Here is a 23,286-nt window from a genome sequence, read left to right as displayed (position 1 = left end):
GCGCACGGGGCGGAACGCCCTACCGACCCTCCCACGCCGACCAGAGTTCGGCGTATCGGCCGCCGGCCGCGACGAGATCGGCGTGCGGACCCTGCTCGACGATCCGGCCGTGTTCGAGGACGACGACCCGATCGGCGGCGGCCGCCTGCGTCAACCGGTGGGCCACCACCAGCGTCGTGCGACCACGGGTCGCCGCCTCGGCCGACGCCTCGAGTTCCCGCGCACCCGCGCTGCCTGCTTCGGCCGTCGCCTCGTCCAGGATCGCGACCGCCGGGTTCGCGAGAACGAGTCGCGCCAGAGCCAATTGCTGCGCCTGGGCGGCGGTCAGCTCGTGGCCGCCCTCCCCGACCACGGTCTGGACGCCGTCGTCCAATGCGTTCACCCAGCCGTCGGCGCCGACGGCTTTCAGTGCCATCGCCGCGTCCTCCTCGGAGGCGTCGGGTGCGGCGAGCCGAAGGTCGTCGATCAGCGGTCCGGCGAACACGTGGACTTCCTGGCTGACGATGGCGACCCGGCGGCGGAGACCACCCGGCTCCAGGTCCGGCAGCGCGGTGCCGCCGATGCGCACCGAGCCGGAAGTCGGGACGATCGAGCCGGCCGCGATCGCCGCGACCGTCGTCTTGCCTGCTCCGGTCGACCCGACGAGGGCAACGCGTTCCCCGGACTGCACGTGCAGACCGATGCCGTGCACCACTTCGTGGCTGCCGTCGTAGGTGTGCCGGACGTCGGTGAGTTCGAGCGTCGAATCCGCGGACTCCCGGACGGCGGCACTCCCGGTGCTCGACTCGTCGTCGAGGTCGCCGACGCCGACGAGCCGTGCCAGGCTCGCACCCGCCGACTGCACCTCGTCGAACGTGTACATCAGCATGCCGATCGGATTGAACAACCGGTGGAAGAGCAGTGCCGCGGTGGTGGTCTGCCCGACGGTGACGATGTCCGCGTTCACCAGCGCGAATCCGGCGGCGAGGATGGTGGCGAGCCCCACGAACTCGGCCCGGTTGCCGCGCCCCGCGAACCGGGTGAACAGTGCGAAGACGCCGACGGACAGGCCGCGGGCCTTCTCCGACGCACCGTTGATCTGCGCCAGATGGCTGTCTTCCAGACCGTAGGCGCGCACCGTCCGGGCGCCCTGCATGCTGCTGATCAGGGCCTGCGAACGCTCCCCCATCGCGACACGCTCTGCGGCGTACACCGGCGCGGACCGCGGCAGGTACCAGCGCATCGCCAGCGCGTACACCGGCAGCGCCACCATGCCTGCGAGCCCGAGCCGCCAGTCGATACCGAGCATCGTGACCATGCTGAGCACCACCAGTAGGATCGCCGTGACGAGGTTGGGGACCACGTCGGTGACGGCCTTGCCGATCACCGCGACGTCGTCGCCGACCCGCGACAACAGGTCGCCCTTGCCGACGCGTTCGACCGTCTGGATCGGCAGCCGGAGCGCCCGGTCGACGGTGCGTTCGCGCAGATCCGCCAGGATTCCCTCGCCGAGGCTGCGGATCAGGAACGACGCGAACCCGGCACACACGCCGCCGATCACCGCGGCGGACGCGATCACCGCGACCACCCACCCGATGGTGGACGGCGGCGCACCGTCCTGCACCCGGTCGACGAGGACGCCGAAGACGTAGACGGGAACCAACGCCATGCCCGCCGCGACGGCGGCGACCAGCATGGTGACGACGCTCCGGCCGCGGCGGTGTCCCAGTTCGGACTTCAGCCACGCCCACGTGTCGCGGGCGTTCGCGATGGGCAGCAGTTCACTCATCGCAAGACCGCCTGACGGTAGTTCGCGTTCTCGGTCGCCAATTGCGAGTGTGTGCCCTCGCCGACCACCGTTCCGTCGTCGAGGACGACGACGCGGTCGGTCACGGACAGCAGCGCGGGGCTGCTCGTGATGAGGATCGTCGTCTGGCTGCCGGCGGAGGCGCGATGCCGCAGGTCCGCGATGCCGCCCGCGATCGTGTGTTCGGTGACCGCGTCCACGGCGGTCGTCGGATCGTGCAGCACCATCACCGGCGACTGCGCCACCAGTGCACGTGCGAGGGCGACCCGCTGCCGCTGACCCCCCGACAGCGAGGACCCGCGGTCGGCGACCTCGTGGTCGAGTCCCTCGGGGTGTGCTTCGACGACGTCCACCGCCGCGGACGCGGTCAGCGCCGCCTGCACCTCGGACGTCGTCGCGCCGGACCTGCCTGCGGTCACGTTCGACGCGACGGTTCCGGAGAACAGGTCGCCGTTGTGCGGTTCGACGAGCAGCGCCCGGCGGGCCTGCGCGAGATCCGCGTCCGACAGCTGCACTCCGCCCACCGTCAGTTCGCCGTCGTACCGGTCGGGCGGAACCTGCCCGGACAGCAGCGCGGCCAGCGCCTCCGCGTCCTGCGGGCGGTACGCGACGATGCCGAGCAGTTCGCCGGGAGTGACCCGGAGGTCCACCGCGTTCAGGGACCGGTAGGACACCCCGGTCAGGCTGAGCTCGCTGCCGTCGAGTGTCCGGCCCGACCCGGCGGGCAGCAGAGGTTCCGCATCGAGGACCAGGGCGAGGCGGTCCGCCGACGCGCGGGCGAGAGCGAGGAACCCGGGCAGACCGGCCAGGACGCCGAGCGGTTCGATGAAGAACTGGGACAGTCCGACGACGGTGATCAGCTCACCGATGGTGATGCGCCCCTCGAGGGCGAACCAGCCTGCGACACCCGCGACACCGACGGCGAGGAGGGCGCTGACGGTCATCGACACCCCGGCGAACACGGCGGAACTCTTCGCCGTGTGCAGGGTGGCGCCGAGCGCCTCGCGGCTGGCCGTCCGGTATCGCCGCGACGCCGACACCTCGGCGCCGATCCCGCGCAGGGGGCGGAGCCCGCTGACGAGGTCGGTGGCCATGGCCGAGGCCCGCGCGACGGCGGCCTGCTGATCGGTGGCCCGGCGGGTGATCAGCGGCGCCGCGAGCTGGAGGAGACCGAGGATGACGGGGGTGCCGATCAGAACGGCGAGTCCGAGGGGCACGTCAATCAGCAGGAGGGCGACGGCGGATCCGATCGCCGCGGTGAGGGCCGCCGCGGCCCGTGGTGTGATGTCCGCGATCCAGGCCGCGCGGTCGGCGTCCGACGTCGACACGGACAGCAGCTCACCGGCACGCAGGTCGGTGCGCACTCCCCGTGGGTCGAGGATGCGGTGCGCCACCTCCATCCGCAGCTGGTGCGCCTCGTTCTGCATCGCCACGACGATGAACCGGGCACCGAAACGCCACGCCGCGGTGAGCACCAGGAACAGCAGCGCCAGGGCGCACAGCCACACCGCGAGAGCGAACACGTCCCCGGTCGCGACGGCCCGGTCGACGATCACGCCGATCGAGATCGGGACCAGCGTCTCCGCCACCTGATGCAGGCAGACGAGCACGGTGCCGATCCCCAGCCGAACACGATTCCGTACCAGCGTGCGACGCAGTATTGCGGTGCCACCAGTCTTCACGCGCGTAACTCCCAACGCCGACGCTTCCCCACCCACCAACAAAGTAAGCAGACCCTAACTAGATGAACACTAATCGATGGGCAACTAGCGTTGACATGCCCGGTTCTCATAGAGTCGCCGATACGAACTACTGCGCGTGACGCAGCAGCAAGCCCGAGAGGACAAAGATGGCCGCGAAGACGACCGCCGAAAACGACATCGCGGACGAGGATCTCGAACCCCTAGCCGACGAGACCGCCCGCCAGGCGCAGCGCGTTGTCGCTGCATACGCCGAAGATGCCGACGAGTGCAGGATGCTGCTCTCCATGCTCGGAATCGGACCCACCAAGCTCGACTGAGAATTTCATCCACTTCGACTGCGAAGGATGCCCGTGGCTGCCAGTTCGGAATCGTCAGCATCGTCATCACGCTCGACTTCTGATCCTGTGTCCGGGCAAGCCGACTTCGTCGTCGTCGCGAACCGACTCCCCGTCGACCTCGAACGCCTTCCGGACGGCACCACACGCTGGAAGCGCAGCCCCGGTGGCCTCGTCACCGCGCTCGAGCCGATCCTGCGCCGCAACAAGGGCGCATGGGTCGGCTGGGCGGGGGTCGCGGACGCCGAACTCGATCCCGTCGTCGAGGACGACCTCGAGCTCTACCCCGTTCCGCTGAGCGCCGCGGAGATCGCCGACTACTACGAGGGCTTCTCCAACGCCACCCTCTGGCCGCTCTACCACGACGTCATCGTCAAGCCCGAGTACAACCGCGACTGGTGGAACGCGTACGTCGAGGTCAACCGGCGTTTCGCGGAGGCCACGTCGAAGGCGGCCGCACACGGCGCCACGGTGTGGATCCAGGACTATCAGCTGCAACTCGTTCCGAAGATGCTGCGCATGCTCCGCCCCGACCTCACCATCGGGTTCTTTCTGCACATTCCGTTCCCGCCGGTGGAACTGTTCATGCAGATGCCGTGGCGCACCGAGATCATCGAGGGTCTGCTCGGCGCCGACCTGATCGGGTTCCACCTCCCGGGCGGTGCCCAGAACTTCCTGTACCTGGCCCGCAAACTCGCCGGTCAGCAGACCTCCCGCGGCAACGTGGGCGTCCGCTCCAAGCTGGGCGTCGTGCAGGTGGGGTTCCGCACGGTTCGCGTCGGCGCGTTCCCGATCTCCATCGATTCGGGCCAGCTGGACGAACAGTCCCGGTCCAAGTCGATCCGGGACCGCGCCAAGAAGATCCGCAAGGAACTGGGCAATCCCAAGCACATCATGCTCGGCGTCGACCGCCTCGATTACACGAAGGGCATCGACGTCCGCCTCGCCGCGCTGCACGAACTGCTCGACGAGCAGCGCATCGATCCCGCCGACACGGTGATGGTGCAGCTGGCGACGCCGAGCCGCGAGCGGGTCGACAGCTACGTGCAGATGCGCGACGACATCGAACGCAAGGTGTCGCGGATCAACGGCGAGTACAGCGAGGTCGGCCGGCCGGTGGTGCACTACCTGCACCGGCCGATCCCCCGCGAGGAGCTGATCGCGTTCTTCGTCGCCGCCGACGTGATGCTGGTGACTCCGCTGCGTGACGGCATGAACCTCGTCGCCAAGGAGTACGTGGCGTGCCGCAGTGATCTCGGCGGTGCGCTGCTGCTCAGCGAGTTCACCGGCGCGGCCGCCGAACTCCGTCAGGCGTTCCTGTGCAATCCGCACGATCTCGACAGCGTCAAGGACGCGATGGAGCAGGCCCTGAACCAGCCGAAGGAGGACGGCCGACGCCACATGCGGGCCCTGCGCAGGCAGGTCCTCGCACACGACGTCGACCGGTGGGCCAGGTCCTTCCTCGACGCCCTCGCTCACGGCGGCGCCGCCGGCCCGGCACTGATCGCTCCCGCCGAGGCTTCCGAGTCCGACTACAACGAGGACGCGACCGGGGAGAACTGACCGCCCCGGCTCAGCTGACCGGACGTCACCAGGAAGGCGACGAAGTCGCGGATCGTCTCGTCGGCGGGACGCGGAACGTAGCCGAGCTCGGACCGCGCCTTGGTGCCGTCGATGACGGGCGCCGCGAGCAGCGCCGCCATCGCCGACCGCGACAGTACGTCGGAGCCGAACCGGGTCCCGATGGGTTCGGCGACCGGCAGCACGCGTTCGATGACGCTGAGTGGGAACGAGTACAGCGGCCCCCGACGACCCGCCGCACGCGCAGCCCTCCTCACGGCATCGTGCATGCCGAGCATGTGCCCCGAGATCAGGTAATTCTCACCGGTCCGGCCCTTCTTCCCGGCGGCGATCAGCCCGGCGGCGACGTCGCGGACGTCGACGAAGTCGAAACCGCCCTGCACCGCCGCGGGAACGCGGCCGCGAGCGGCGTTGCGCAGCAACGCGTTCACCCGCGACAGTCCGTAGTCGACGGGCCCGTACACCCCGGTGGGATTGCAGATCACCGCGTCGAGCCCGGCCTCGACCACCTCGCGGAGTTCGATCTCGCCCGCCCATTTCGACCTGTCGTACACCGGGATCGACGCGTCGACGGACCGGGGCGAGTTCTCGTCGAGCGTCCCGCCGCAACTGCTCTGATCGAAGGAGTGCACGGAACTGCAATGCACCATCCGCCGAACACCCACTGCGAGAGCGGCTTCGGCGACGGTCCGGACGCCCTTGGTGTTGACGGTCCAGGCCAGATCGTCCTTCTGGGCGAGGGTGATCATCGCGACCAGGTGGTAGACCACCTCGGCGCCGTCCAGCGCCCGCTTCATGGATTCGACGTCGAGTACGTCGGCGTTCACCCACGTGACCCCGTATTCGGGTGCGTACCGGGAACGCACGCGGTCGATTGCGGTCACCTCGCGCCCCGCCTCGACCAACAGATTCAGCAGATTGTTGCCCACGAATCCCGCGGCGCCGGTTACTGCAACCTTCATCGACGACTCCCCGTTCGGTTGTGGCCCCGCCACGCAACGTCGTGCGTCGGCAATCGGCCAGGAGACCCCGACAGTACTAGAACTTGTTTCATTTTGCGAAGGGGGTGACCGCCTCGACGAACATCCGCACTCGTGAGATCTCATGGGAGCGGTGCGCGAACTCCAGGAGGGCCACACCCTCCCACGCGGCCGCGCGCACGGATGCCGTCACGGTGCGCCCCGCCACGATCATCTTGCTCCACTGCAGTTCACGGAGGCTTCCCGCGAACTGAGCGCGAGAGAGCGGGGTACCCGGCGACAGCTCGAGAACCGCACCGGGAGCGAGCCTCTCCGACATCGCGGCCGTGTCCTGACTGCGGACGGCCGCCAGAAATCCGGTGGCGGCGTTCCTACCCGGACGTCCGACGGTTCGCAGCCCTCGCATGAAACCCGTTACACCGAGTACGCCCTGATTCGAGAGAAGTTGCGGCGCCAGCTTCACCGACGCCGCCGCGCCCCGCCACCCCGCCCTGGCCAATTGGGCGATCATCACGGGCAGTTCCCAGTGCGCATGCAACCCGTCGACCGCCACTACACCCGACTCCACCACGAGGTCGTAGCGCAGGTGCATCGGCACCGTCAGCACCACTCCCGTCGACATCCGGGTCTCCAGGTCGAGGTCTCGGACCACGGACATCCCGCACACCACGTCACGCGTCACATGGAACGTGATCGAATTGGGGGCGATGAACGTGTCGTAGAACCGTTCGATCGCTGCCGTGCCGACGTGTGGCCGCGAGCCCACCGGGTCGTTGACCCGAGCGCCGTCCGAGAACAGCCCGACCCACGCGGCTCGGTCGTGCACCGCGACCGCCGACGGTGAACGCCCAACGGCATCAAGCAGTTCCGCTACGGTCGGCGTGGGGTCCGGCACCGCTACACCGGGGTCAACTGATCGACGAGCCAGCGGTCGTCGACCTTCTGCAGCGACACCCGCACGCGGCTGCCCGACGTTCGGGCGTCGGGAGCGTCGGCGCTCGTCGTCGTCTGGTTGAGGTACAGCAGGACCACCGCCTCGTCGGGTGTGGTCGACACGGGCGCGGCGGCCTGCACCGACACCTGCACGGTGAGTTGCTTCTCCTTGGCGCCCGGCGCGATGGTTTCCTGCACGAGTGTGGTGTAGTCGTCCCGGAACGAGCCGGTGAGTCCGTCTGCGGCAGCAGCCAACTGGTTGTCGACGTCGGCGAAGTCGTACGCCAGCATCGCGACCGCCTGCTTGCCCGCGGCGTCGACGGCGTCGATGCGCGCCTGCTCCGAGAGTTGATCCTGCCGGTGGCCGTACCAGAGGAAGCCCACTCCGACGGCGAGCGCAACCACCACGACCGCGGCCGCGATCTTCAGCGCTGCCTGCTTGGTGACGGCGAACTTTCGCTTGTCTTCGTTGTTGTCGCTCATGGGACGAACTCCACCTTCGATGCGGTCAACTTGCCGTCGACGTCGCTGACCGTCACTCGCATCCGGAAGTCGCGCGGTGAGGGTTCCGGTTGCTCCTTGCTGCTCACCATCGTCCGGGCGGCCACCAGAACGTTCGCCGAGATCGACGTCTCGCTCCCGTTCTCGACGCCGGCCTCGACGACCTGGCCCTCGGTGGTCACATTCGCGTCCTGCACGACGCCGACGAACGGATCCTCACGGCCCTGGAACTCTTCGAGGAACTGACCCGACGCGCCGGCGATGATCCGGTCGACGTCTTCCTTCGCGGTCTCGGGATGGATGGTCGTCAGGTTGAGCACCGTCTGCCGGGCCGTGTCGACGAAGGCCTGACGGCGGTCGTCCCGTTCCCGTGCGGACTGTCGGTCGAGCAGCAGCATCACCGCCGCGACGACCAGTGCGACGACGACGACCGCGGTAACGCCCCGAGCGAGCAACGAGTTCAGGGGACGACGCTGCTTCGGTGCATCGAGCGCCGGAGCGCCCTGGGATGCCGCCTTCGTCGTCGAGACCTTCTCCGACTCGGGCTCGGCTTTCGCGTCTGCCTGCTTGGCGAGGACCACCGGCTTCGGCGCCGCGGTCTCCCCCACCGGCGGGCCGGCGTGCCGGACTGCCCTTCGCCTGTTCCGGTCCTTCGCCGCGGCTGTCTGCTCGGTCGCCTGCTCCGCGGAGTCGGTTGCGCGCTCGTCTGTGCTGGAACTCAAATCTGCTGACCTGTCATCATCGTCTGCCACGTCGAGTCCTTTCCCTGCACCGCCAGATCCGGTTGGGTGTACGTCTTTCCATCCGAACCGATGAAGCTACCGGTGGCCGGGTCGTAGGGCACGGCCGCGACCGGTGCACCCGCGGCGCCTTCGTAGGAACTCGGAACGGCTGTGTACGAGGGTACATCCGGCGGCATGATCGGCCCGTACGGCGGGTTGTTGCCCGACGCCTCCCAGCCCTCGCGGCACGCCTCGACCGTCGGCGCGCGACGTCCCGGGAACTCCATGCACGGCAGGTTCCGCGCGCCACGCACCACGGCCGGGTCGTCCGGAGCGGCCTTGCAGTACAGGTCGTTCGGTGTCGCGATCGGGTCGGTCTGATCTCCCGACCGGCGTTGCTCCGGTGGCAGGAATCCCGTCGTGCAGGCCGGCGGGTCGTGCAGTTGCAGCGCGAAGTCGACGATCGCGCCGTCCTCCACCGGCCCGCCTGTCGCCGCCGTCACGAGCGCGGCGGTCAGGGGCGGGTAGATCACCAGAACCTGCTCGATGCTCTTGTTGTAGATCACCCCGACCTGGCCGACGCTCACCAGGTTCCGCAGCAGAATCGGCAGTGTCGGCTGCAGGTCCTGGAACAGCTGGGTGGCCTCCTGCGCCGTTCCCGGGCCCTTCTCCAGCACCGACCGCAGGCTCGGGTCGCTCGCCCGCAACTGGTCGGTGAACGTCACCAGGTCCTGGGTCCACGACCGGATGGCGTCGCTGCTGACCGTCTGGGTGTCGAGCAGTGGGCCGACCTGGTCGATCAGGGCCTTCGTCGCGTCGCTGTTCGCGTCGGCTTCCTCCACGAACAACCGGGCCGAGTCGATGAGCCGCTGCAGGTCGGGGCCCGACCCGTTGAACGCCGTGAACGCCTCGTCGATCACCGTCTGCAACCTGGTGTCCGAAATACTCGCGAGCAGTTCGTCCGCCTGGTCGAGCATCTCGCCGACGTCCTGCGGAATGGTGGCACGATCCAACGGGATCACGTCGCCGTTCGCGAGGTACGGGCCGTCGGCCTCGGCGGCGCCGTCCCGGGGGATCAGATCGACGTACTGCTCGCCGACCGCCGACACGCTCTTGACTGCCGCGTCGACGTCGGCCGGAATCTTGTAGTCGCTGTCGAGCGACATCTTCGCTGCTACACCGTCGCCGGTGAGCGTCACGTTCTCGACGACACCGATGTTGGTGCCGCGATAGGCGACATTGGCGTGCGAGTAGAGCCCACCGGTGGACGGCAGTCGGACACTCACCTCGTAGCGCCCGACGCCGAACAGCACCGGCACCTTCACGTACTGGATCGACATCACCACGAGCCCGATGACGGTGAGAATCGAGAAGATGATCAGCTGAATGCGAACGAATCTCGTCATTCTCATGGTGTCGGCGCCCCTCCCAGTTGCGGCGGAAGGCCCGGTATCTGCGGCAGTCCGGGTATCTGCGGAAGCCCCGGAATCACCGGCGGTGCGGGTGCCGGCTTCGGAGCCGGCTGCAGGGGTGCCTGCAGCGGATCGCCCGACTGCCCGGCCACCCCGGCGAGCGATCCCACGGCGCCCTCGACGCCGCCGAGCGATCCGCCGAGGCCGGTGCCGGTCAGGAAGTTGCTGTCGACGCGTTCGTTGGTCATGTCGATCGTCATCATGAGGTTCGCGTAGTCACCCTGAATCGCCTTGTCCATCGTCTTCATCGGGAACGGGTACGTGAGCATCAGGGTCAGCACCTCGGTCAGCGCGCTCCCCGAGTTGGCGAGTTCACGCAGCACCGGCGTGAGGTTTGCCAGGTTCGCGTTCAGTTCCTCGCCGCTGTTCTCCACGAGACGGGAAGCAGTGTCGCTGAGCTTGCCCACCTCGACCAGCGCGGTGGTGAGGTTCTGCCGTTGGGTGACGAGCACTTCCAGCGCGGGCGGGATGCCGTCCAGCGCCGCGTCCAGGGTGGCCTTCTGCTCGTTGATGGTTCCCGACAACCGGTCGAGTCCCTCCATCGCGCCGATGATGTCTCCGCGCTGCTGATCCAGGCTCGTGACGAGCTGGTCGAGCTGCGGGAGAAGATCCCGGATCGAGTCCTCCCGGCCACCCAGTGCGGCGTTGAGTTCCTGGGTGATGTCGTGGATCTGGGCGATGCCGCCACCGTTGAGCACCACCGACAGTGACGACAACGTCTGCTCGGTGGTCGGGTAAGCGCCCGCCCGCTCGATGGGGATCACGTCGCCGTCCACGAGCCTGCCCGCGGGCTCGGTGTCGGTCGGCGGAGCCAGTTCGAGGTGCTGCGAGCCGAGGAGGCTGGTCTGGCCGATCTTGGCGGTCGCGTTGGCAGGTAGTTGGACGTCGCCGTTGATCGAGACGGTGACCAGCGCGTGCCAGTCCTGCACGTCGATGCCCGTCACCGAACCCACCGTCACGTCGTTCACGCGGACCGGCGAGTTCTGCGACAGCGTCGTGACATTGGGCATCTGGATCTCGACCGTGTAGGCGTCGTCGCCCTGCCCCTCGGTGCCCGGCAGGGGAAGCGAGTTCAGGCCTTCCCACTCGCACCCGGTCAGGGTGAGGGACAACGTGATCGCCACGGCCGCGACGGCGCCGCGACGCACCCGTGTGTGCTTCGTCATCGCCCACCTCCCGGCTGCAGCAGATCGTTCAGGTCCTTGGGCACGGCGACGGTCGGCATCCCGGCGAGGGTCCCGGTCATCGGCGGCGCGGACCGCGGAGGTACGGAGGCCTCGAGACTCGGCGGGGTGAATTCGATCTGGTCGGGGAATGCGTTCACACCCGTCGTCGGGTTGGTGAGTATGGGCAGGTAGTTCGCCGTCAGCGAGTTCAGGACCGGCGACAGGTACTGGGTACACAGGTCCGCGCTTCGGTTCGCCTCGTTGGCCTGCAGGCTCTGGATGGCACCGCACATGAAGTTCACGGGGTTCCCGAAGTTCGCCATCGCGACCGCACCGACCAGTGATCCCTGCGCCGGCTTGTAGATGTTGCTGAAGTTGGCCAGCGCCGTGGGCGCGACGTGGAGCACCTGCTCGATCTGCGGCCTCTTGTCGGCGAGCACCTGGGTGGCGTCGGCCAGGCGGCCGACCTGTTCGCTGAGGCTCGCCCGGTTCTCCACGACGAACCGGTTGACGTCGCCGAGCGCGAGGTCGAGATCGTTCAGGGCGGTTCCGAGTTCGTCGGAGTTGGTGGCAAGCATGTTCGACACGGACGCGAGCCTGCCCTCGAACTGGACGATCTGCTCGTTGCTCGACGAGAGAGCCGCCACGAACGTCTGCAGGTTGCGGATGGTGGAGAACAGGTCGGTCCGGCCGTCGGACAGCGTCCGCATGGTCTCCGACAGTTCCCGCAGCGTGTTCCGCAACGACTCTCCGTTGCCGTCGAGATTGTCGGCGGCGGTGTCGATGAACGTTCCGAGCGAGCCCTGCGGGTCGGCGCCCTGCGGTCCGAGCGCCTCCGACAGCTTGTTCAGCTCGGTCTTGATCTCGTCCCACTCCACCGGGACGGCGGTGCGCTCCACGGGGATGCTCGCACCGTCGCCCATCGTCGGCCCACCCGCGTACACGGGTGTCAGCTGGACGAACCGTCCCGACACCAGGCTGGGTGCGACGATGACGGCCTTCGCGTCGGCCGGGATCTCGACGCTCTTCTTCACGTTCATCGTGACCCGCACGAAGTCGGCGCCGGGCTCGATCGAATCGATCGTCCCGACCTTCACACCGAGGACGCGGACGTCGTCGCCCGAATACAGCCCGGTGGTCGCCGGGAAGTACGCGGTGATCGTGTTCTGGAAGAGTTTGGGCACGAACATCACTGCGGCGCCGACGATCAGCACCACCACGACCGCGGCGACGCCGCCGCGGATCAGCCACTTCTTCCGCGCGTTGGTGATTTCCGGGTTCGTCGTCATCGCGGCGGTTCCCTCAGCTCGATGGACGGACCTGTCTGCAGGTAGGCTTGGAGGTCGTTGGGGAGATGCTCCGGCCAGGTCACCGCGTCGCTGAGCCCCTGGAACAGGTTGCCGATGCCGATGTTGTAGACGTACGCCATGAAGAACGGACCGCTACCGACCGACTCGCCGAGCTGAGTGGCGTACGGCGCGAGGCCGTCGAGAGCCTGCGAGATGTTGTCCTTGTTCCGCTGCAGGATGTCGACCACCGAGTTCAGCTTGTCGAGCGTCGGTTTCATCTGCTCCTCGTTGTCCTGGACCAGTCCCGTGAGCTGCCGGGACACCGCGGAGATGTTCACGATCAGCTGGCTGATCGCCGTACGGCGACGGTCGAGCTCGCCGAACAGCTGGTTCCCGTCGACGATCAGCGAGTTGATCTGCCCGCTGCGCTCGGCGAGGATTCCCGTCACGTTCTCGGCACGCGAGAGCAGCTGTCGCAGAGTCTCGTCCCGCGAATTGATGCTCTCCGACAAGCGGGACAGGCCGTCCAGCGCGGTGCGCAACTCGGGCGGTGTGTTCTCCAGCGCGCCGGACATCGCGTTCAACGCGTTGTTGACCTCTTCGGTGTCGAGTTCGGACACGGTGGTCGACAGATCGCCGAGCGCGTCGTTGAGAGAGTACGGAGAGTTGGTGCGCTCCAACGGAATCGTCGAGCCCACCGGCATCGTGTCGTACCCGAGCGGGGTGACGGCCAGAGACTTGCGCCCGAGGACGGTGTTCGTCTTGATGTTCGCTTCGGTGGCGTCGCCGAGGGCGACGCCGTCCTGGATCGTGAACGTGACGAGCACGTGTTGACCGTCGAGTTCGACCTCGGCGACCTTCCCGACGTCGACGCCTGCGAGCGTCACCGTGTCGCCGGTCATCAGCCCACCCGCGTCCTCGAAGTAGGCGGAGTACTGCGTTCCGCCCGAAAGGAATTGCAGCTGATCGTATTGCAGGGTGGCGATCACGATCATGCTCGCGATGGCGACACCGATGATTCCCACCTGTACGGGATTACGTTCGCGCTTCATGGCTACGGTGCACACCTCCCTGCCGTCTGACCGCCCGGCATGTTGAGGAGCAGATCCGATCCGTCCGGGCCGGAGAACTTGAACTTGACCGTGCAGACGTACATCTGGAAGAAGCTGCCGTACGTGCCGATGCGGATGAGCCTCCGGTAGGCGTCGGGCAGATTCTGGAGCACCCAGTCGAGGTCGTCCTCCCCCGCCTGGAGCTGAGTTGCAGTGCGGTTGGCCTCGGCGATCGTGCTCTGCAACGGCGGCCGCACACCTTCGAGCAGATTCGCGAGATCCCCCGTCGCCCCCGCGATGCGGGGAATGGCGTCACCGATCTGATCGCGGTCCTGGGAGAGCCCGCTGACCAACTGCTGCAACTGGTCGAGCGTCGACCGGAACTGGTCGCCGCGGTCGTTGATGGTGCCGAGGACCTGGTTGAGGTTCGTGATCACCTCGCCGATCAACTGGTCCCGGTCGGCCAGGGTGTTCGTGAACGAACTCGTGCTCCCGAGGAGTGAGACGAGCGTTCCGCCCTGCCCCTGGAACACCTGGACGAGGGCCTGGGACAGGTCGTTGACCTGCTGCGGGTCCAATGCCCGCAGCAAAGGTTTGAACCCCCCCAGCAGGAGGTCGAGATCGAGTGCGGGAGAGGTGTTCTCGACCGGGATGGATCCACCGTCCGGCAGGGGTTCCACCGATCCGGCACCTTCGAGAAGTTCCATGTACCGGTCGCCGACGAGGTTCTCGTACCGCACCGTGGCCTTGGTCCCGTCGAACAGCGAGTACTTGGTGTCGACGGTGAAATCGACGTCGGCGAGGTTGTCGTCGTCGATGCTCACCTTCTCGACGGCGCCGACGGGAACGCCGGCGATGCGCACCTTGTCGCCGGGCTTGAGCCCGGACACGTCGGTGAACGTGGCGTGGTAGCCGTCGGAACTGCTGAACCGGTACTGGCTGAACACCAGGGCGAGTCCGGCGAAGATCACCGACATCACCGTCGCGAAGATCAGCAGTTTGACCGTGGTCGCGCGCACAGTCACTGCCCACCCTGTCCGGGGTACACGCCCGCGAACAGCAACTGGAACACCTTGGGCAGGTGCACCTGGACTTCCGTCGACGGCACGAACGGCACCGTTCCGGTGTCGGCCACGACGAAGTTCGCATGCTTGCTGAGATCGGGGTTGGGAAGACCGTGGCAGTTCGGCCCACCTGTCGCGTTCACTTTCGGCAGGTCCTTCGGATAGGTGTACGGCTCCTGCCCGTACATGAAGCTGGCGCTCAGCGCGATACCCGGCTGATTGCCGCCGATGAGCTGTTCGGCGAGCGGGATCACGTTGTTCAGGCCGACGATGAAGCAGGAGATCTCGGGCGAGTACTCGGCGAGCAGATCCGTCGTCGGGAGCAGCAGGTCGAGGGCGGAGTTCAGGTTCTGCTCGTTCTCGGTCAGCACGGTGTTCGCCGTGTCGGCCAGCCCCGTGACGTTGAGCAGGACGGCATCCAGGTTGTCCTGTTCGTCGACGACGGTGGCGCTGGTGGCCGTCGCGTTGTCGAGCACCCGCAGCAGATCCGGTGCGGTGTCGGCGTACACGTCGGTGACCTGCGCCGCCTTCGCCAGATCTTCCTGCAGCTGAGGCAGACTCGGATTCATCTTCGCCAGGTAGCTGTCGCTCTGCTCGAGCAGGGCGCCGAGTTCTTCGCCGCGTCCGCGCAGCGCCGAGGAGATGGCCCCGAGCGTGGCGTTCAGCTTCTCCGGCTGCACCTGGGTCAGTACGTCGGACAGGTGCTGGAAGACCGTGTTGAACTCGACGGTGACGTTGTCGGACGCGATGACGGCCCCCGGCTGGAGATGGGTGGACGCCGGGTTCTCCGGCATCACGAAGTTGACGTACTTGGCGCCGAACACGGTGGTGGACTTGATCTCCACGGTGGCGTTGGAGGGTATCAGCGACATCATGTCGGGATACATCGCCAGTTTCAGCTCGGCGCCCTCCGTCACGTGCTCGATGGAGCCGACGCGGCCGACCTCGACGCCGAGGAGCTTGACCTTGGCGTCGGGTTCCATCACCAGCCCGGAGCGATCCGACGTGACGGTGACGGGCGTGGACTCGCTGAAGGTTCCGTTGAACATGGCCAGTGACACACCGATGATCGCGAGAAGACTCACGACGAGGACGAGTGCCGCGAGCTTCTTCTTCCCACCCGAATCAGTCATCTACCGGCACTCCTATCCCGAAAGGTTGAAGTTGCCGGACCCGCCGTAGATGGCGAGCGAGATGAGCAGGGTGACGGTGACGACGGCGATCAGCGAGGAGCGCACCGCGTTGCCGACGGCCACACCGACACCGACCGGACCGCCCGAGGCGTTGAAACCGTAGTAGGTGTGGATGAGCATGATCGCGATCGCCATGACGATGGCCTGGGCGAACGACCACAGGATGTCCGTGGGTATCAGGAACGTCGAGAAGTAGTGGTCGTACACGCCGGACGACTGGTCGTACAGCACCACCGTCGCGAACCGGCTGGCCATGAACGACGCGATCACCGCCAGGGCGTACAGCGGGATGATGGCGATCATGCCCGCCACGACACGTGTGCTGACCAGGTACGGGATCGACGGGATCGCCATCGTCTCGAGCGCGTCGATCTCCTCCGAGACGCGCATGGCGCCGAGCTGGGCGGTGGAGCCGGCGCCGATGGTGGCCGCCAGCCCGATGCCCGCGATGACCGGTGCTGCGATACGCACATTGATGAAGGCCGCGAAGAAGCCGGTGAGGGCTTCGACGCCGATGTTGCCGAGCGAGCTGTAGCCCTGCACCGCGATGGTGCCGCCGGTGAACAGGGTCAGGAAGCCCACGATGACGACCGTTCCGCCGATCACGGCGAGAGCACCCGTGCCCATGCTGATCTCGGCGATGAGCCGCAGCGTCTCCTTCGGGTAGTGCATCAGGGCGCGGGGCGCCCATCCGATGGCACGCGCGAAGAACAGCGCCTGCTCACCGAGCCGGTCGATCGAGCGGGACGCCGACGCGAACCGTCTGCGAGTTCGGGGAAAGCGCCCGGCCGCCGCTAGTGCCATCTACTCCACCACCATGTCGATCACCCTGCCGTCAGCTTGATGCCGACGGCGGTGACGAGAACGTTGACCACGAAAAGGGCCATGAACGAGAACACGACGGTCTGGTTGACGGCGTCACCGACGCTCTTCGCGCCACCCCTGACGTTCAGGCCGAGGTAGGCGGCGACGAGGCCGGCGATCATGCCGAACAGACCGGCTTTGACTTCCGAGATCACGAGCTCCCCGAATCCGGTGAGCAGGGTGATGCCGTTGACGAACGCACCCGGGTTGACGTCCTGGATGTAGACCGAGAAGACGAAGCCGCCGAGGATGCCGATGGTGCAGACCAGCCCGTTGAGCAGGAGCGCCACGACGGTCGACGCCAGCACACGTGGCACGACCAGGCGGTGGATCGGATTGATGCCCAGCACCCGCATCGCGTCGATCTCTTCGCGGATGGTGCGGGCGGAGAGGTCTGCGCAGATGGCGGTGGCGCCTGCACCAGCGACGATGAGCACGGTGACGATGGGACCGACCTGGGTCACGGTGCCGAGAGCGGCGCCGGCGCCGCTGAGGTCGGCGGCGCCGATCTCACGGAGGAGGATGTTGATCGTGAAGCTCACCAGCACCGTGAACGGGATGGCCACCAGCACGGTGGGCACCATCGAGACCCGGGCGACGAACCACGCCTGGTCGACGAACTCGCGACGCTGGAAGGGCCTCGAAAAGACTGCCCTCAACGTTTCGCCCGACATCGAGAAGAACCCGCCGACCGCACGCAACGGCACCTCGAGGAGGTCTACCATCCGTCCTCCTCGTCCATGATCTCGCCCAGCACCGACTGCCAGTTCGAGCCCAGCCCCCCGGCGGTCTGTGACTCAGGTCATATTAACTAGAACGTGTTCACCTGTCAAAGGTGGTCACTCATCAGCATGAATCGTCCCACATTCAGCACGCCCCGAGGGCCGAATTCGACCGAAACGCCGGGCGTTTCTCCGTCCGATCAGACTTGTCAATTCGCGCCGTGCGGAAATCCGAGTAGCGGACCTAAGATGTTATAGCACAAGAACTTTGAACGAACGCGACCACGCTCCGACGAACTCCGGAATCGTTTCCTGCCCCAGCTCTCGGCGACCGCACACGGAGGCCGGGACCGGGAGTTCCCGGGCCGGATGGGCAGGCTCGATCGAACTGCTCGACGACAGCAGAACTAGAACACGATCTAGTCATATCCCGGCACACCTCTCGAACACCCCACCACGGTCACCCGGCCCCCGTTCCGCCGCTCTTCAGTTGCCTTCAGTATCGCCCATCGCGGGCGCATTACCTGCGGAAACGACACGGAAACAACCTTCGTGTCGGTTCTTCGGCCCCGTAGACGCGGGTCAGCCCAGTTCGCGTAGCGCCGCGGAGGCCGAGAACATGGTGGCAGGATCCCGATCCCCGAAGTAGTTCCCGAGTTCCGCCGCAAGCGCACCGGGTGTCCACCGACCGTCCACGGCATCGAAGCGCCGCTCCACGACCGGTGCCGCCATCAACGCCACCATCGGGCCGTAGACGACGAAGACCTGACCGTTCACGGAGTCGGCGGCGGGCGATGCGAGGTAGGCGACCAGCGCGGCCACATGCTCAGGCGACAACGGGTCGACCCCCTCGGCCGGCGCCTCTCCGAAGACGTTCTCCGTCATCGACGTGCGGGCGCGGGGGCAGATCGCGTTGGCTCGGACGCCGTACCGGGACAGCCCACGGGCCGCCGACAGCGTGAGCGCCGTGATGCCTGCTTTGGCGGCGCCGTAGTTCGCTTGCCCCTCGGGGCCGAGCAGTCCCGCCTCGGACGAGGTGTTGACGATGCGCCCGTACACCGGCGTACCGGCCTCCTTGGACTTGCCCCGCCAGTACGACGCGGCTGCGCGGCACAGCAGGAAGTGCCCGCGCAGATGAACCTTCAGCACCAGATCCCAGTCCTCGTCGGACATGTTGAACAGCATGCGATCCCGCGTGATGCCCGCATTGTTCACCAGGATGTCGAGGCTGCCGAGCCGGCTCTGCGCCGCCTCCATGATCGCGTCGGCGGTGGACCGTTCCCCGATGTCGCCTGCCACGAACTCGACCTTCGCGCCCAGACCCCGGATCTCCTCGAGCGTGGCCTCCACGGCGTCGTTCGCAACCAGGTCGTTGACGACGACGGACGCACCCGCGCGGGCCAATGCGATCGCCTCGTACTTCCCGAGGCCGGATCCGGCGCCGGTCACGACGGCGACCTTGCCGTCCACGTTCACATCGCGGTCAGCCACAGCATTCATGAACACGCTCTCCTGGTTCTGTGCACTCGCCGCAGGTCGCGAACCACGACACGGCGGTAGGTCGACGTCACTGTAGAACGTGTTCTCATTCCGGGCAACAATCCTCAGGGGTGCTCGGTGAGTGCGGCCCTCGGACACTGGGCGATCGCCGTACGCACGTCTTCCTCCCGGTCAGCGGGAGGAATGGCACTCGAAATGTGCAGCTGATCGTCGTCGTCGAGCTCGAAGATGTCGGGTGCGATCCCCACGCACACGCCATTGGCCTCGCAACGGTCGAAATCGACTCTGACCTCCATGTCAACCCTCACTTCTCCTCGTCTCGTCACTCGCGGATCCGGGTGCCGCCGGGCTGCGGCACACTCCGTTCCTGCGATAACACTAGAACCTGTTCCAGTCGTGTGCAATGATTCGTTCCACGACTGCGAGCACGCCTACCGGGCACGCTCCGGGGCCGGCCGGGGCCGGCTCCGCGAATGCACCGCAGAGACTGGAACCTGTGCCAGATTTCAGCTGATTCCGCTCTCGGACTGGAGAGGTATTTCGATGCACATCACCTACACACCGCAGCAGCAGCAGCTGCGGGAAGAGCTGCGCGCGTACTTCGCGAAGCTGATGACGCCGGAGCGTCGAGAGGCACTGGCCGCCACCACCGGCGAATACGGCGAGGGCAACGTCTACCGCGACGTCGTCGCCCAGATGGGCAGGGACGGCTGGCTGACGCTCGGGTGGCCCAAGGAGTACGGCGGCCAGGAACGGTCGGCCATGGAGCAGCTGATCTTCACGGACGAGGCCGCCATCGCCGGCGCCCCGGTCCCCTTCCTCACCATCAACTCGGTGGCGCCGACGATCATGCACTTCGGCACCCCCGAGCAGAAGGCGTTCTTCCTGCCCAAGATCTCGGCCGGCGAACTGCACTTCTCCATCGGCTACTCCGAGCCCGAAGCGGGCACCGACCTCGCCAGCCTCCGGACCACCGCCGTCAAGGACGGCGACGATTACGTCATCAACGGCCAGAAGATGTGGACGAGCCTGATCGCGTACGCCGATTACGTGTGGCTGGCGTGCCGCACCGATCCCGAAGCCAAGAAGCACAAGGGCATCAGCATGCTGATCGTCCCGACCACCGCCGAAGGCTTCTCGTACACCCCGGTCCACACGATGGCGGGTCCGGACACGAGCGCCACCTACTACCAGGACGTGCGGGTTCCGTCGTCCGCGCTGGTCGGCCCCGAACACGGCGGCTGGGCACTGATCACCAATCAGCTCAACCACGAGCGCGTCGCCCTGACATCCGCCGGGCCGGTCCTCACCGCCCAGCGTGAAGTGCGCGAATGGGCGCAGAACACCAAGTTGCCGGACGGGCGCCGCGTCATCGACCAGGAATGGGTGCAGATCAATCTGGCTCGGGTCCACGCCAAGGCCGAGTACCTCAAGTTGATGAACTGGGAGATCGCCTCGTCTACCGACCACGCGCCGGGCCCGGAAGCGGCGTCGGCCAACAAGGTCTACGGCACGGAGTTCGCCACGGAGGCGTACCGGCTGCTGATGGAGATCCTCGGACCTTCGGCCACGCTGCGGCAGAACTCCCCCGGGGTCCTGCTGCGCGGGCGACTCGAACGGATGCACCGGTCGTCGCTGATCCTCACGTTCGGCGGCGGAACCAACGAGGTGCAGCGCGACATCATCGCCATGACCGCCCTCGGCCTGCCCCCAGCGAAGCGTTAGGACTACGACAATGGACTTCACCCCCACCGAGGCCCAGCAGGACCTGGCCGGCCTCACCCGAGGAATCGTCTCGGACCTCGTCACCAACGACCGGCTGCGCGAACTCGACAACGCGGAGGACCGCATCGATCGCCGGCTGTGGTCCGCGCTCGCGTCGTCCGGCGTGTTGAGCGCCGCGCTGCCGGAGTCGGTGGGCGGCGACGGTTTCGGCGTTCTCGAGCAGTGCAGCATCCTCGTCGAACTGGGCCGCGCCGTCGCGCCGGTGCCCTATCTGTCGTCGATCGTGATGGCGGCAGGGGCGATCGCGAAGTTCGGAACCGAACGGCAGCGTTCCGACTGGGGCACTCCGGCCGCGCGTGGTGAGCAGATCCTCACCGTCGCCCTCGACGAGGAACTCAACGACACCCCGGGGGCGCCCGTCACGCGGGCCGAACGCGGCGCGAGCGGCTGGACCCTCGACGGCACCAAGATCGTGGTCGACGCGGCGCCGTCCGCCGACCTCTTCCTGGTCCCGGCGACCACCCCGGACGGTGTGGCCGTCTTCCTCGTCCGCCCCGACGACGCCGGAGTGACCGTCACCCGCCAGCAGACCGTCGATCTGGCCAGCACCGGTGAGGTGACCCTCCGCGGAGTGTCGCTGACCGAGGACCGCGTGCTCGGTGCCGTCGACCAGGGCGGCGAGATCGTGGACTGGCTCGTCGAGCGCGGCTCGCTCGGCGCCTGCGCGTACCAGTACGGCGTCCTCGACGAAGCCCTGAAACTCACTGCGGCCTACGCCCGCGAGCGGGTGCAGTTCGGTCGTCCCATCGGCAGTTTCCAGGCCGTGGCCCAGCGACTCGCCGACGGTTACATCGACGTGAAGGGCGTCCGGCTCACGCTGTGGCAGGCGGCGTGGCGGCTCAGCGAGGGCCTGCCCAGCGAAGGCGACATCCAGACCGCCAACTTCTGGGCGTCCGACGCCGGACACCGGGTGGCCCATACCCTCGTCCACGTCCACGGTGGCGTCGGACTCGACGAGGACCACCCCGTGCATCGGTACTTCCTCGCGGCCAAGGCACTCGAATTCCGGCTCGGTTCGGCCACGCAGCAGTTGCGGATCCTCGGCGCCGAACTGGCCACCGTCCCGGCATGACCGCCACGCTCGCGCGCACGGTATCGGATCTGCTCCTGGGCGTCGCAGAATCGGACGCCCAGGGGCTGTACTTCGAGGACCGGTTCCTGTCGTGGTCCGAACACGTGCGGGCGAGCCTGCGGCGCGCCGCGATCCTCGACGACCTGCTCGATGCACAGCGTCCCCGGCACTTCGGTGTCCTGATGGACAACGTCCCCGAGTTCTCGCTCCTCGCCGGGGCGGCGGCGCTGTCCGGCGCCGTCCTCGTGGGGCTCAACACCACTCGACGCGGGGCGGCACTGGCCCGCGACATCGCGCTGGCCGACTGCCAGGTGGTCTTCACCGAATCCGGGCGGTCCGCGCTGCTGGACGGTCTCGACCCCTGTGTTCCCGTCGTCGACGTGGATTCACCGAACTGGTCCGCGCTGCTCGCCGTAGAGCGCCCCTTCACGCCGAGGGCCGCCGCGGCCGACGACCTGTTCATGCTCATCTTCACGTCCGGCACGAGCGGCGATCCGAAGGCGGTGCGCTGCACCCACGCGAAGATCACCGGACCCGGCATCATGCTCGCCGAACGCTTCGGGCTGACCCCGGACGACGTCGTCTACATGTCGATGCCCATGTTCCATTCCAACGCCATGATGGCGGCATGGTCCGTGGCGCTCGCGGGACACAGCTCGATCGCGCTGCGGCGCAAGTTCTCCGCGTCTCACTTCCTGTCCGACGTGCGGAAGTTCGGCGTCACGTACGCCAACTACGTCGGAAAGCCGCTGTCGTATGTGCTGGCTACCCCGGAGATGCCCGACGACGCCGACAACACACTTCGGGTGATGTACGGCAACGAGGGGTCCGCGCCCGCTGTCGCGGCGTTCTCGCGCCGCTTCGGCACCGCGGTGGTCGACGGATTCGGCTCCACCGAGGGTGGTGTCGCCGTCTCCGCCGGCCCCGGGACGCCGGCAGGCTCCCTCGGCAAGCTCCCCGAAGGCATCGCGATCCTCGACCCAGAGACCGGCGATCCCTGTCCCCCAGCCGAATTCGATTCCGCCGGCGGAGTGGCCAACGCCGAGGCCGCGACGGGTGAACTCGTCAACGTCGCGGGGTCGGGTGCGTTCGCGGGCTATTACAACAATCCCGAGGCCGACGCCGAGCGGATCCGCGACGGCAAGTACTGGAGCGGCGACCTCGCCTACCGGGACGCCGACGGATTCGTGTACTTCGCGGGACGCAGTTCGGGATGGTTGCGCGTCGACGGCGAGAACATCGGTTCGGCGCCCATCGAACGCATCCTGATGCGGTACGACGGCTTCGCCCAGGTGTCGGTGTACGCGGTGCCCGATCCCGACGTCGGGGACCGGGTGATGGCGGCCGTCGTCCCGACGCGTGACTTCGATCCCGTGGCCTTCACGAGCTTCCTCGACGCGCAGTCCGATCTGGGTCCGAAGCAGCGCCCGAGTCTGATCCGGGTGTGTGCCGAGTTCCCGCGGACCGCCACGTTCAAGGTCCTCACCCGCGTGTTGAGCGCCGAGGGCGCCAATTGCACCGATCCGGTGTGGATCCGGGGCGGAACCGGCTACTCCCGCAGGTGAG

At 67.3% G+C, this 23,286-nt stretch carries 21 protein-coding genes; 5 read left to right on the top strand and 16 right to left on the bottom strand.

What is annotated here, in order from left to right:
• Positions 1–19: 19 nt before the first annotated feature.
• Both FND50_RS06400 and FND50_RS06395 read right to left on the bottom strand, forming a co-directional pair.
• The gene (locus tag FND50_RS06400) at positions 20–1,768 is read right to left on the bottom strand and encodes an ABC transporter ATP-binding protein (RefSeq protein WP_144285172.1); all 1,749 of its coding nucleotides are present in this window, start codon (positions 1,766–1,768) and stop codon (positions 20–22) included.
• Positions 1,765–3,468, bottom strand: a complete 1,704-nt coding sequence (locus tag FND50_RS06395) for an ABC transporter ATP-binding protein (RefSeq protein WP_144285171.1) — start codon at positions 3,466–3,468, stop codon at positions 1,765–1,767. The genes FND50_RS06400 and FND50_RS06395 overlap by 4 nt, the downstream gene beginning before the upstream one ends.
• A 167-nt stretch (positions 3,469–3,635) precedes the next feature.
• On the opposite strand from FND50_RS06395, the gene FND50_RS35990 reads away from it, so the two are divergent.
• Positions 3,636–3,806 carry a hypothetical protein gene (locus FND50_RS35990; RefSeq protein ID WP_186301244.1) on the top strand — a complete coding sequence of 57 codons (171 nt, stop codon included), beginning with the start codon at positions 3,636–3,638 and terminating at the stop codon, positions 3,804–3,806.
• A gap of 27 nt (positions 3,807–3,833) precedes the next feature.
• Entirely contained in the window at positions 3,834–5,387 is a 1,554-nt protein-coding gene (locus FND50_RS06390; protein ID WP_260850925.1) for a trehalose-6-phosphate synthase, read from the top strand.
• Here the strand turns inward: FND50_RS06390 and FND50_RS06385 are convergent.
• The 14 genes from FND50_RS06385 to FND50_RS06320 form a co-directional block, all read right to left on the bottom strand.
• Entirely contained in the window at positions 5,357–6,367 is a 1,011-nt protein-coding gene (locus FND50_RS06385) for an NAD-dependent epimerase/dehydratase family protein (protein ID WP_144285170.1), read from the bottom strand. The genes FND50_RS06390 and FND50_RS06385 overlap by 31 nt on opposite strands.
• A gap of 88 nt (positions 6,368–6,455) precedes the next feature.
• Complete coding sequence (locus tag FND50_RS06380; protein ID WP_144285169.1) at positions 6,456–7,280, bottom strand: nuclear transport factor 2 family protein; 825 nt, start codon at positions 7,278–7,280, stop codon at positions 6,456–6,458.
• 2 nt (positions 7,281–7,282) lie between these two features.
• A complete protein-coding gene (locus FND50_RS06375) occupies positions 7,283–7,801 on the bottom strand; it encodes a hypothetical protein (RefSeq protein ID WP_005262880.1) in 519 nt (172 codons plus the stop codon).
• Positions 7,798–8,541 (bottom strand): hypothetical protein, encoded by a 744-nt coding sequence (locus FND50_RS06370; RefSeq protein ID WP_144285168.1) that lies wholly within the window; start codon positions 8,539–8,541, stop codon positions 7,798–7,800. Before FND50_RS06370 ends, FND50_RS06375 begins: the two co-directional genes overlap by 4 nt.
• Entirely contained in the window at positions 8,538–9,953 is a 1,416-nt protein-coding gene (locus FND50_RS06365; RefSeq protein WP_144285167.1) for an MCE family protein, read from the bottom strand. The genes FND50_RS06370 and FND50_RS06365 overlap by 4 nt, the downstream gene beginning before the upstream one ends.
• Complete coding sequence (locus FND50_RS06360; RefSeq protein WP_144285166.1) at positions 9,950–11,179, bottom strand: MCE family protein; 1,230 nt, start codon at positions 11,177–11,179, stop codon at positions 9,950–9,952. Before FND50_RS06360 ends, FND50_RS06365 begins: the two co-directional genes overlap by 4 nt.
• Positions 11,176–12,468, bottom strand: coding sequence for an MCE family protein (locus FND50_RS06355; RefSeq protein ID WP_144285165.1), 1,293 nt, complete (start codon positions 12,466–12,468; stop codon positions 11,176–11,178). The genes FND50_RS06360 and FND50_RS06355 overlap by 4 nt, the downstream gene beginning before the upstream one ends.
• Positions 12,465–13,520: an MCE family protein gene (locus FND50_RS06350; protein ID WP_144285164.1), complete on the bottom strand. Its 1,056-nt coding sequence runs from the start codon at positions 13,518–13,520 to the stop codon at positions 12,465–12,467. The genes FND50_RS06355 and FND50_RS06350 overlap by 4 nt, the downstream gene beginning before the upstream one ends.
• Positions 13,521–13,522: 2 nt before the next feature.
• Positions 13,523–14,539, bottom strand: a complete 1,017-nt coding sequence (locus tag FND50_RS06345) for an MCE family protein (protein WP_039952901.1) — start codon at positions 14,537–14,539, stop codon at positions 13,523–13,525.
• A 2-nt stretch (positions 14,540–14,541) separates the two neighbouring features.
• Positions 14,542–15,717: an MCE family protein gene (locus tag FND50_RS06340; protein ID WP_144285163.1), complete on the bottom strand. Its 1,176-nt coding sequence runs from the start codon at positions 15,715–15,717 to the stop codon at positions 14,542–14,544.
• Between the two features lie 12 nt (positions 15,718–15,729).
• The gene (locus FND50_RS06335; RefSeq protein WP_144285162.1) at positions 15,730–16,581 is read right to left on the bottom strand and encodes an ABC transporter permease; all 852 of its coding nucleotides are present in this window, start codon (positions 16,579–16,581) and stop codon (positions 15,730–15,732) included.
• Between the two features lie 20 nt (positions 16,582–16,601).
• The gene (locus tag FND50_RS06330; RefSeq protein ID WP_005262890.1) at positions 16,602–17,366 is read right to left on the bottom strand and encodes an ABC transporter permease; all 765 of its coding nucleotides are present in this window, start codon (positions 17,364–17,366) and stop codon (positions 16,602–16,604) included.
• A 579-nt stretch (positions 17,367–17,945) separates the two neighbouring features.
• Entirely contained in the window at positions 17,946–18,863 is a 918-nt protein-coding gene (locus FND50_RS06325; protein ID WP_144285161.1) for a 3-oxoacyl-ACP reductase, read from the bottom strand.
• A 104-nt stretch (positions 18,864–18,967) separates the two neighbouring features.
• Positions 18,968–19,159: a ferredoxin gene (locus FND50_RS06320; RefSeq protein WP_144285160.1), complete on the bottom strand. Its 192-nt coding sequence runs from the start codon at positions 19,157–19,159 to the stop codon at positions 18,968–18,970.
• Positions 19,160–19,406: 247 nt separating this feature from the next.
• On the opposite strand from FND50_RS06320, the gene FND50_RS06315 reads away from it, so the two are divergent.
• The 3 genes from FND50_RS06315 to FND50_RS06305 are packed head-to-tail and all read left to right on the top strand — an operon-like array spanning position 19,407 to position 23,285.
• Positions 19,407–20,588, top strand: a complete 1,182-nt coding sequence (locus tag FND50_RS06315) for an acyl-CoA dehydrogenase family protein (protein ID WP_005262895.1) — start codon at positions 19,407–19,409, stop codon at positions 20,586–20,588.
• A 10-nt stretch (positions 20,589–20,598) separates the two neighbouring features.
• Positions 20,599–21,720 carry an acyl-CoA dehydrogenase family protein gene (locus FND50_RS06310; protein WP_144285159.1) on the top strand — a complete coding sequence of 374 codons (1,122 nt, stop codon included), beginning with the start codon at positions 20,599–20,601 and terminating at the stop codon, positions 21,718–21,720.
• Entirely contained in the window at positions 21,717–23,285 is a 1,569-nt protein-coding gene (locus FND50_RS06305) for a long-chain-fatty-acid--CoA ligase (protein WP_144285158.1), read from the top strand. The genes FND50_RS06310 and FND50_RS06305 overlap by 4 nt, the downstream gene beginning before the upstream one ends.
• Position 23,286 lies beyond the last annotated feature (1 nt).

The organism is Rhodococcus sp. WB9 (assembly GCF_007558985.1).
Lineage (GTDB): Bacteria > Actinomycetota > Actinomycetes > Mycobacteriales > Mycobacteriaceae > Rhodococcus_F > Rhodococcus_F opacus.
Note: the sequence above shows the minus strand (reverse complement) of the source record. Positions and strands in the feature narration are given on the sequence as shown.

What these genes read in the sequence shown, in the direction of transcription:
- FND50_RS06400 (WP_144285172.1), bottom strand. Translation starts at nt 1,768, where the DNA reads ATGAGTGAACTGCTGCCCATCGCGAACGCCCGCGACACGTGGGCGTGG.
- FND50_RS35990 (WP_186301244.1), top strand. Translation starts at nt 3,636, where the DNA reads ATGGCCGCGAAGACGACCGCCGAAAACGACATCGCGGACGAGGATCTC.
- FND50_RS06390 (WP_260850925.1), top strand. Translation starts at nt 3,834, where the DNA reads ATGCCCGTGGCTGCCAGTTCGGAATCGTCAGCATCGTCATCACGCTCG.
- FND50_RS06385 (WP_144285170.1), bottom strand. Translation starts at nt 6,367, where the DNA reads ATGAAGGTTGCAGTAACCGGCGCCGCGGGATTCGTGGGCAACAATCTG.
- FND50_RS06375 (WP_005262880.1), bottom strand. Translation starts at nt 7,801, where the DNA reads ATGAGCGACAACAACGAAGACAAGCGAAAGTTCGCCGTCACCAAGCAG.
- FND50_RS06365 (WP_144285167.1), bottom strand. Translation starts at nt 9,953, where the DNA reads ATGAGAATGACGAGATTCGTTCGCATTCAGCTGATCATCTTCTCGATT.
- FND50_RS06360 (WP_144285166.1), bottom strand. Translation starts at nt 11,179, where the DNA reads ATGACGAAGCACACACGGGTGCGTCGCGGCGCCGTCGCGGCCGTGGCG.
- FND50_RS06355 (WP_144285165.1), bottom strand. Translation starts at nt 12,468, where the DNA reads ATGACGACGAACCCGGAAATCACCAACGCGCGGAAGAAGTGGCTGATC.
- FND50_RS06350 (WP_144285164.1), bottom strand. Translation starts at nt 13,520, where the DNA reads ATGAAGCGCGAACGTAATCCCGTACAGGTGGGAATCATCGGTGTCGCC.
- FND50_RS06340 (WP_144285163.1), bottom strand. Translation starts at nt 15,717, where the DNA reads ATGACTGATTCGGGTGGGAAGAAGAAGCTCGCGGCACTCGTCCTCGTC.
- FND50_RS06335 (WP_144285162.1), bottom strand. Translation starts at nt 16,581, where the DNA reads ATGGCACTAGCGGCGGCCGGGCGCTTTCCCCGAACTCGCAGACGGTTC.
- FND50_RS06330 (WP_005262890.1), bottom strand. Translation starts at nt 17,366, where the DNA reads ATGGTAGACCTCCTCGAGGTGCCGTTGCGTGCGGTCGGCGGGTTCTTC.
- FND50_RS06325 (WP_144285161.1), bottom strand. Translation starts at nt 18,863, where the DNA reads ATGAATGCTGTGGCTGACCGCGATGTGAACGTGGACGGCAAGGTCGCC.
- FND50_RS06320 (WP_144285160.1), bottom strand. Translation starts at nt 19,159, where the DNA reads ATGGAGGTCAGAGTCGATTTCGACCGTTGCGAGGCCAATGGCGTGTGC.
- FND50_RS06315 (WP_005262895.1), top strand. Translation starts at nt 19,407, where the DNA reads ATGCACATCACCTACACACCGCAGCAGCAGCAGCTGCGGGAAGAGCTG.
- FND50_RS06310 (WP_144285159.1), top strand. Translation starts at nt 20,599, where the DNA reads ATGGACTTCACCCCCACCGAGGCCCAGCAGGACCTGGCCGGCCTCACC.
- FND50_RS06305 (WP_144285158.1), top strand. Translation starts at nt 21,717, where the DNA reads ATGACCGCCACGCTCGCGCGCACGGTATCGGATCTGCTCCTGGGCGTC.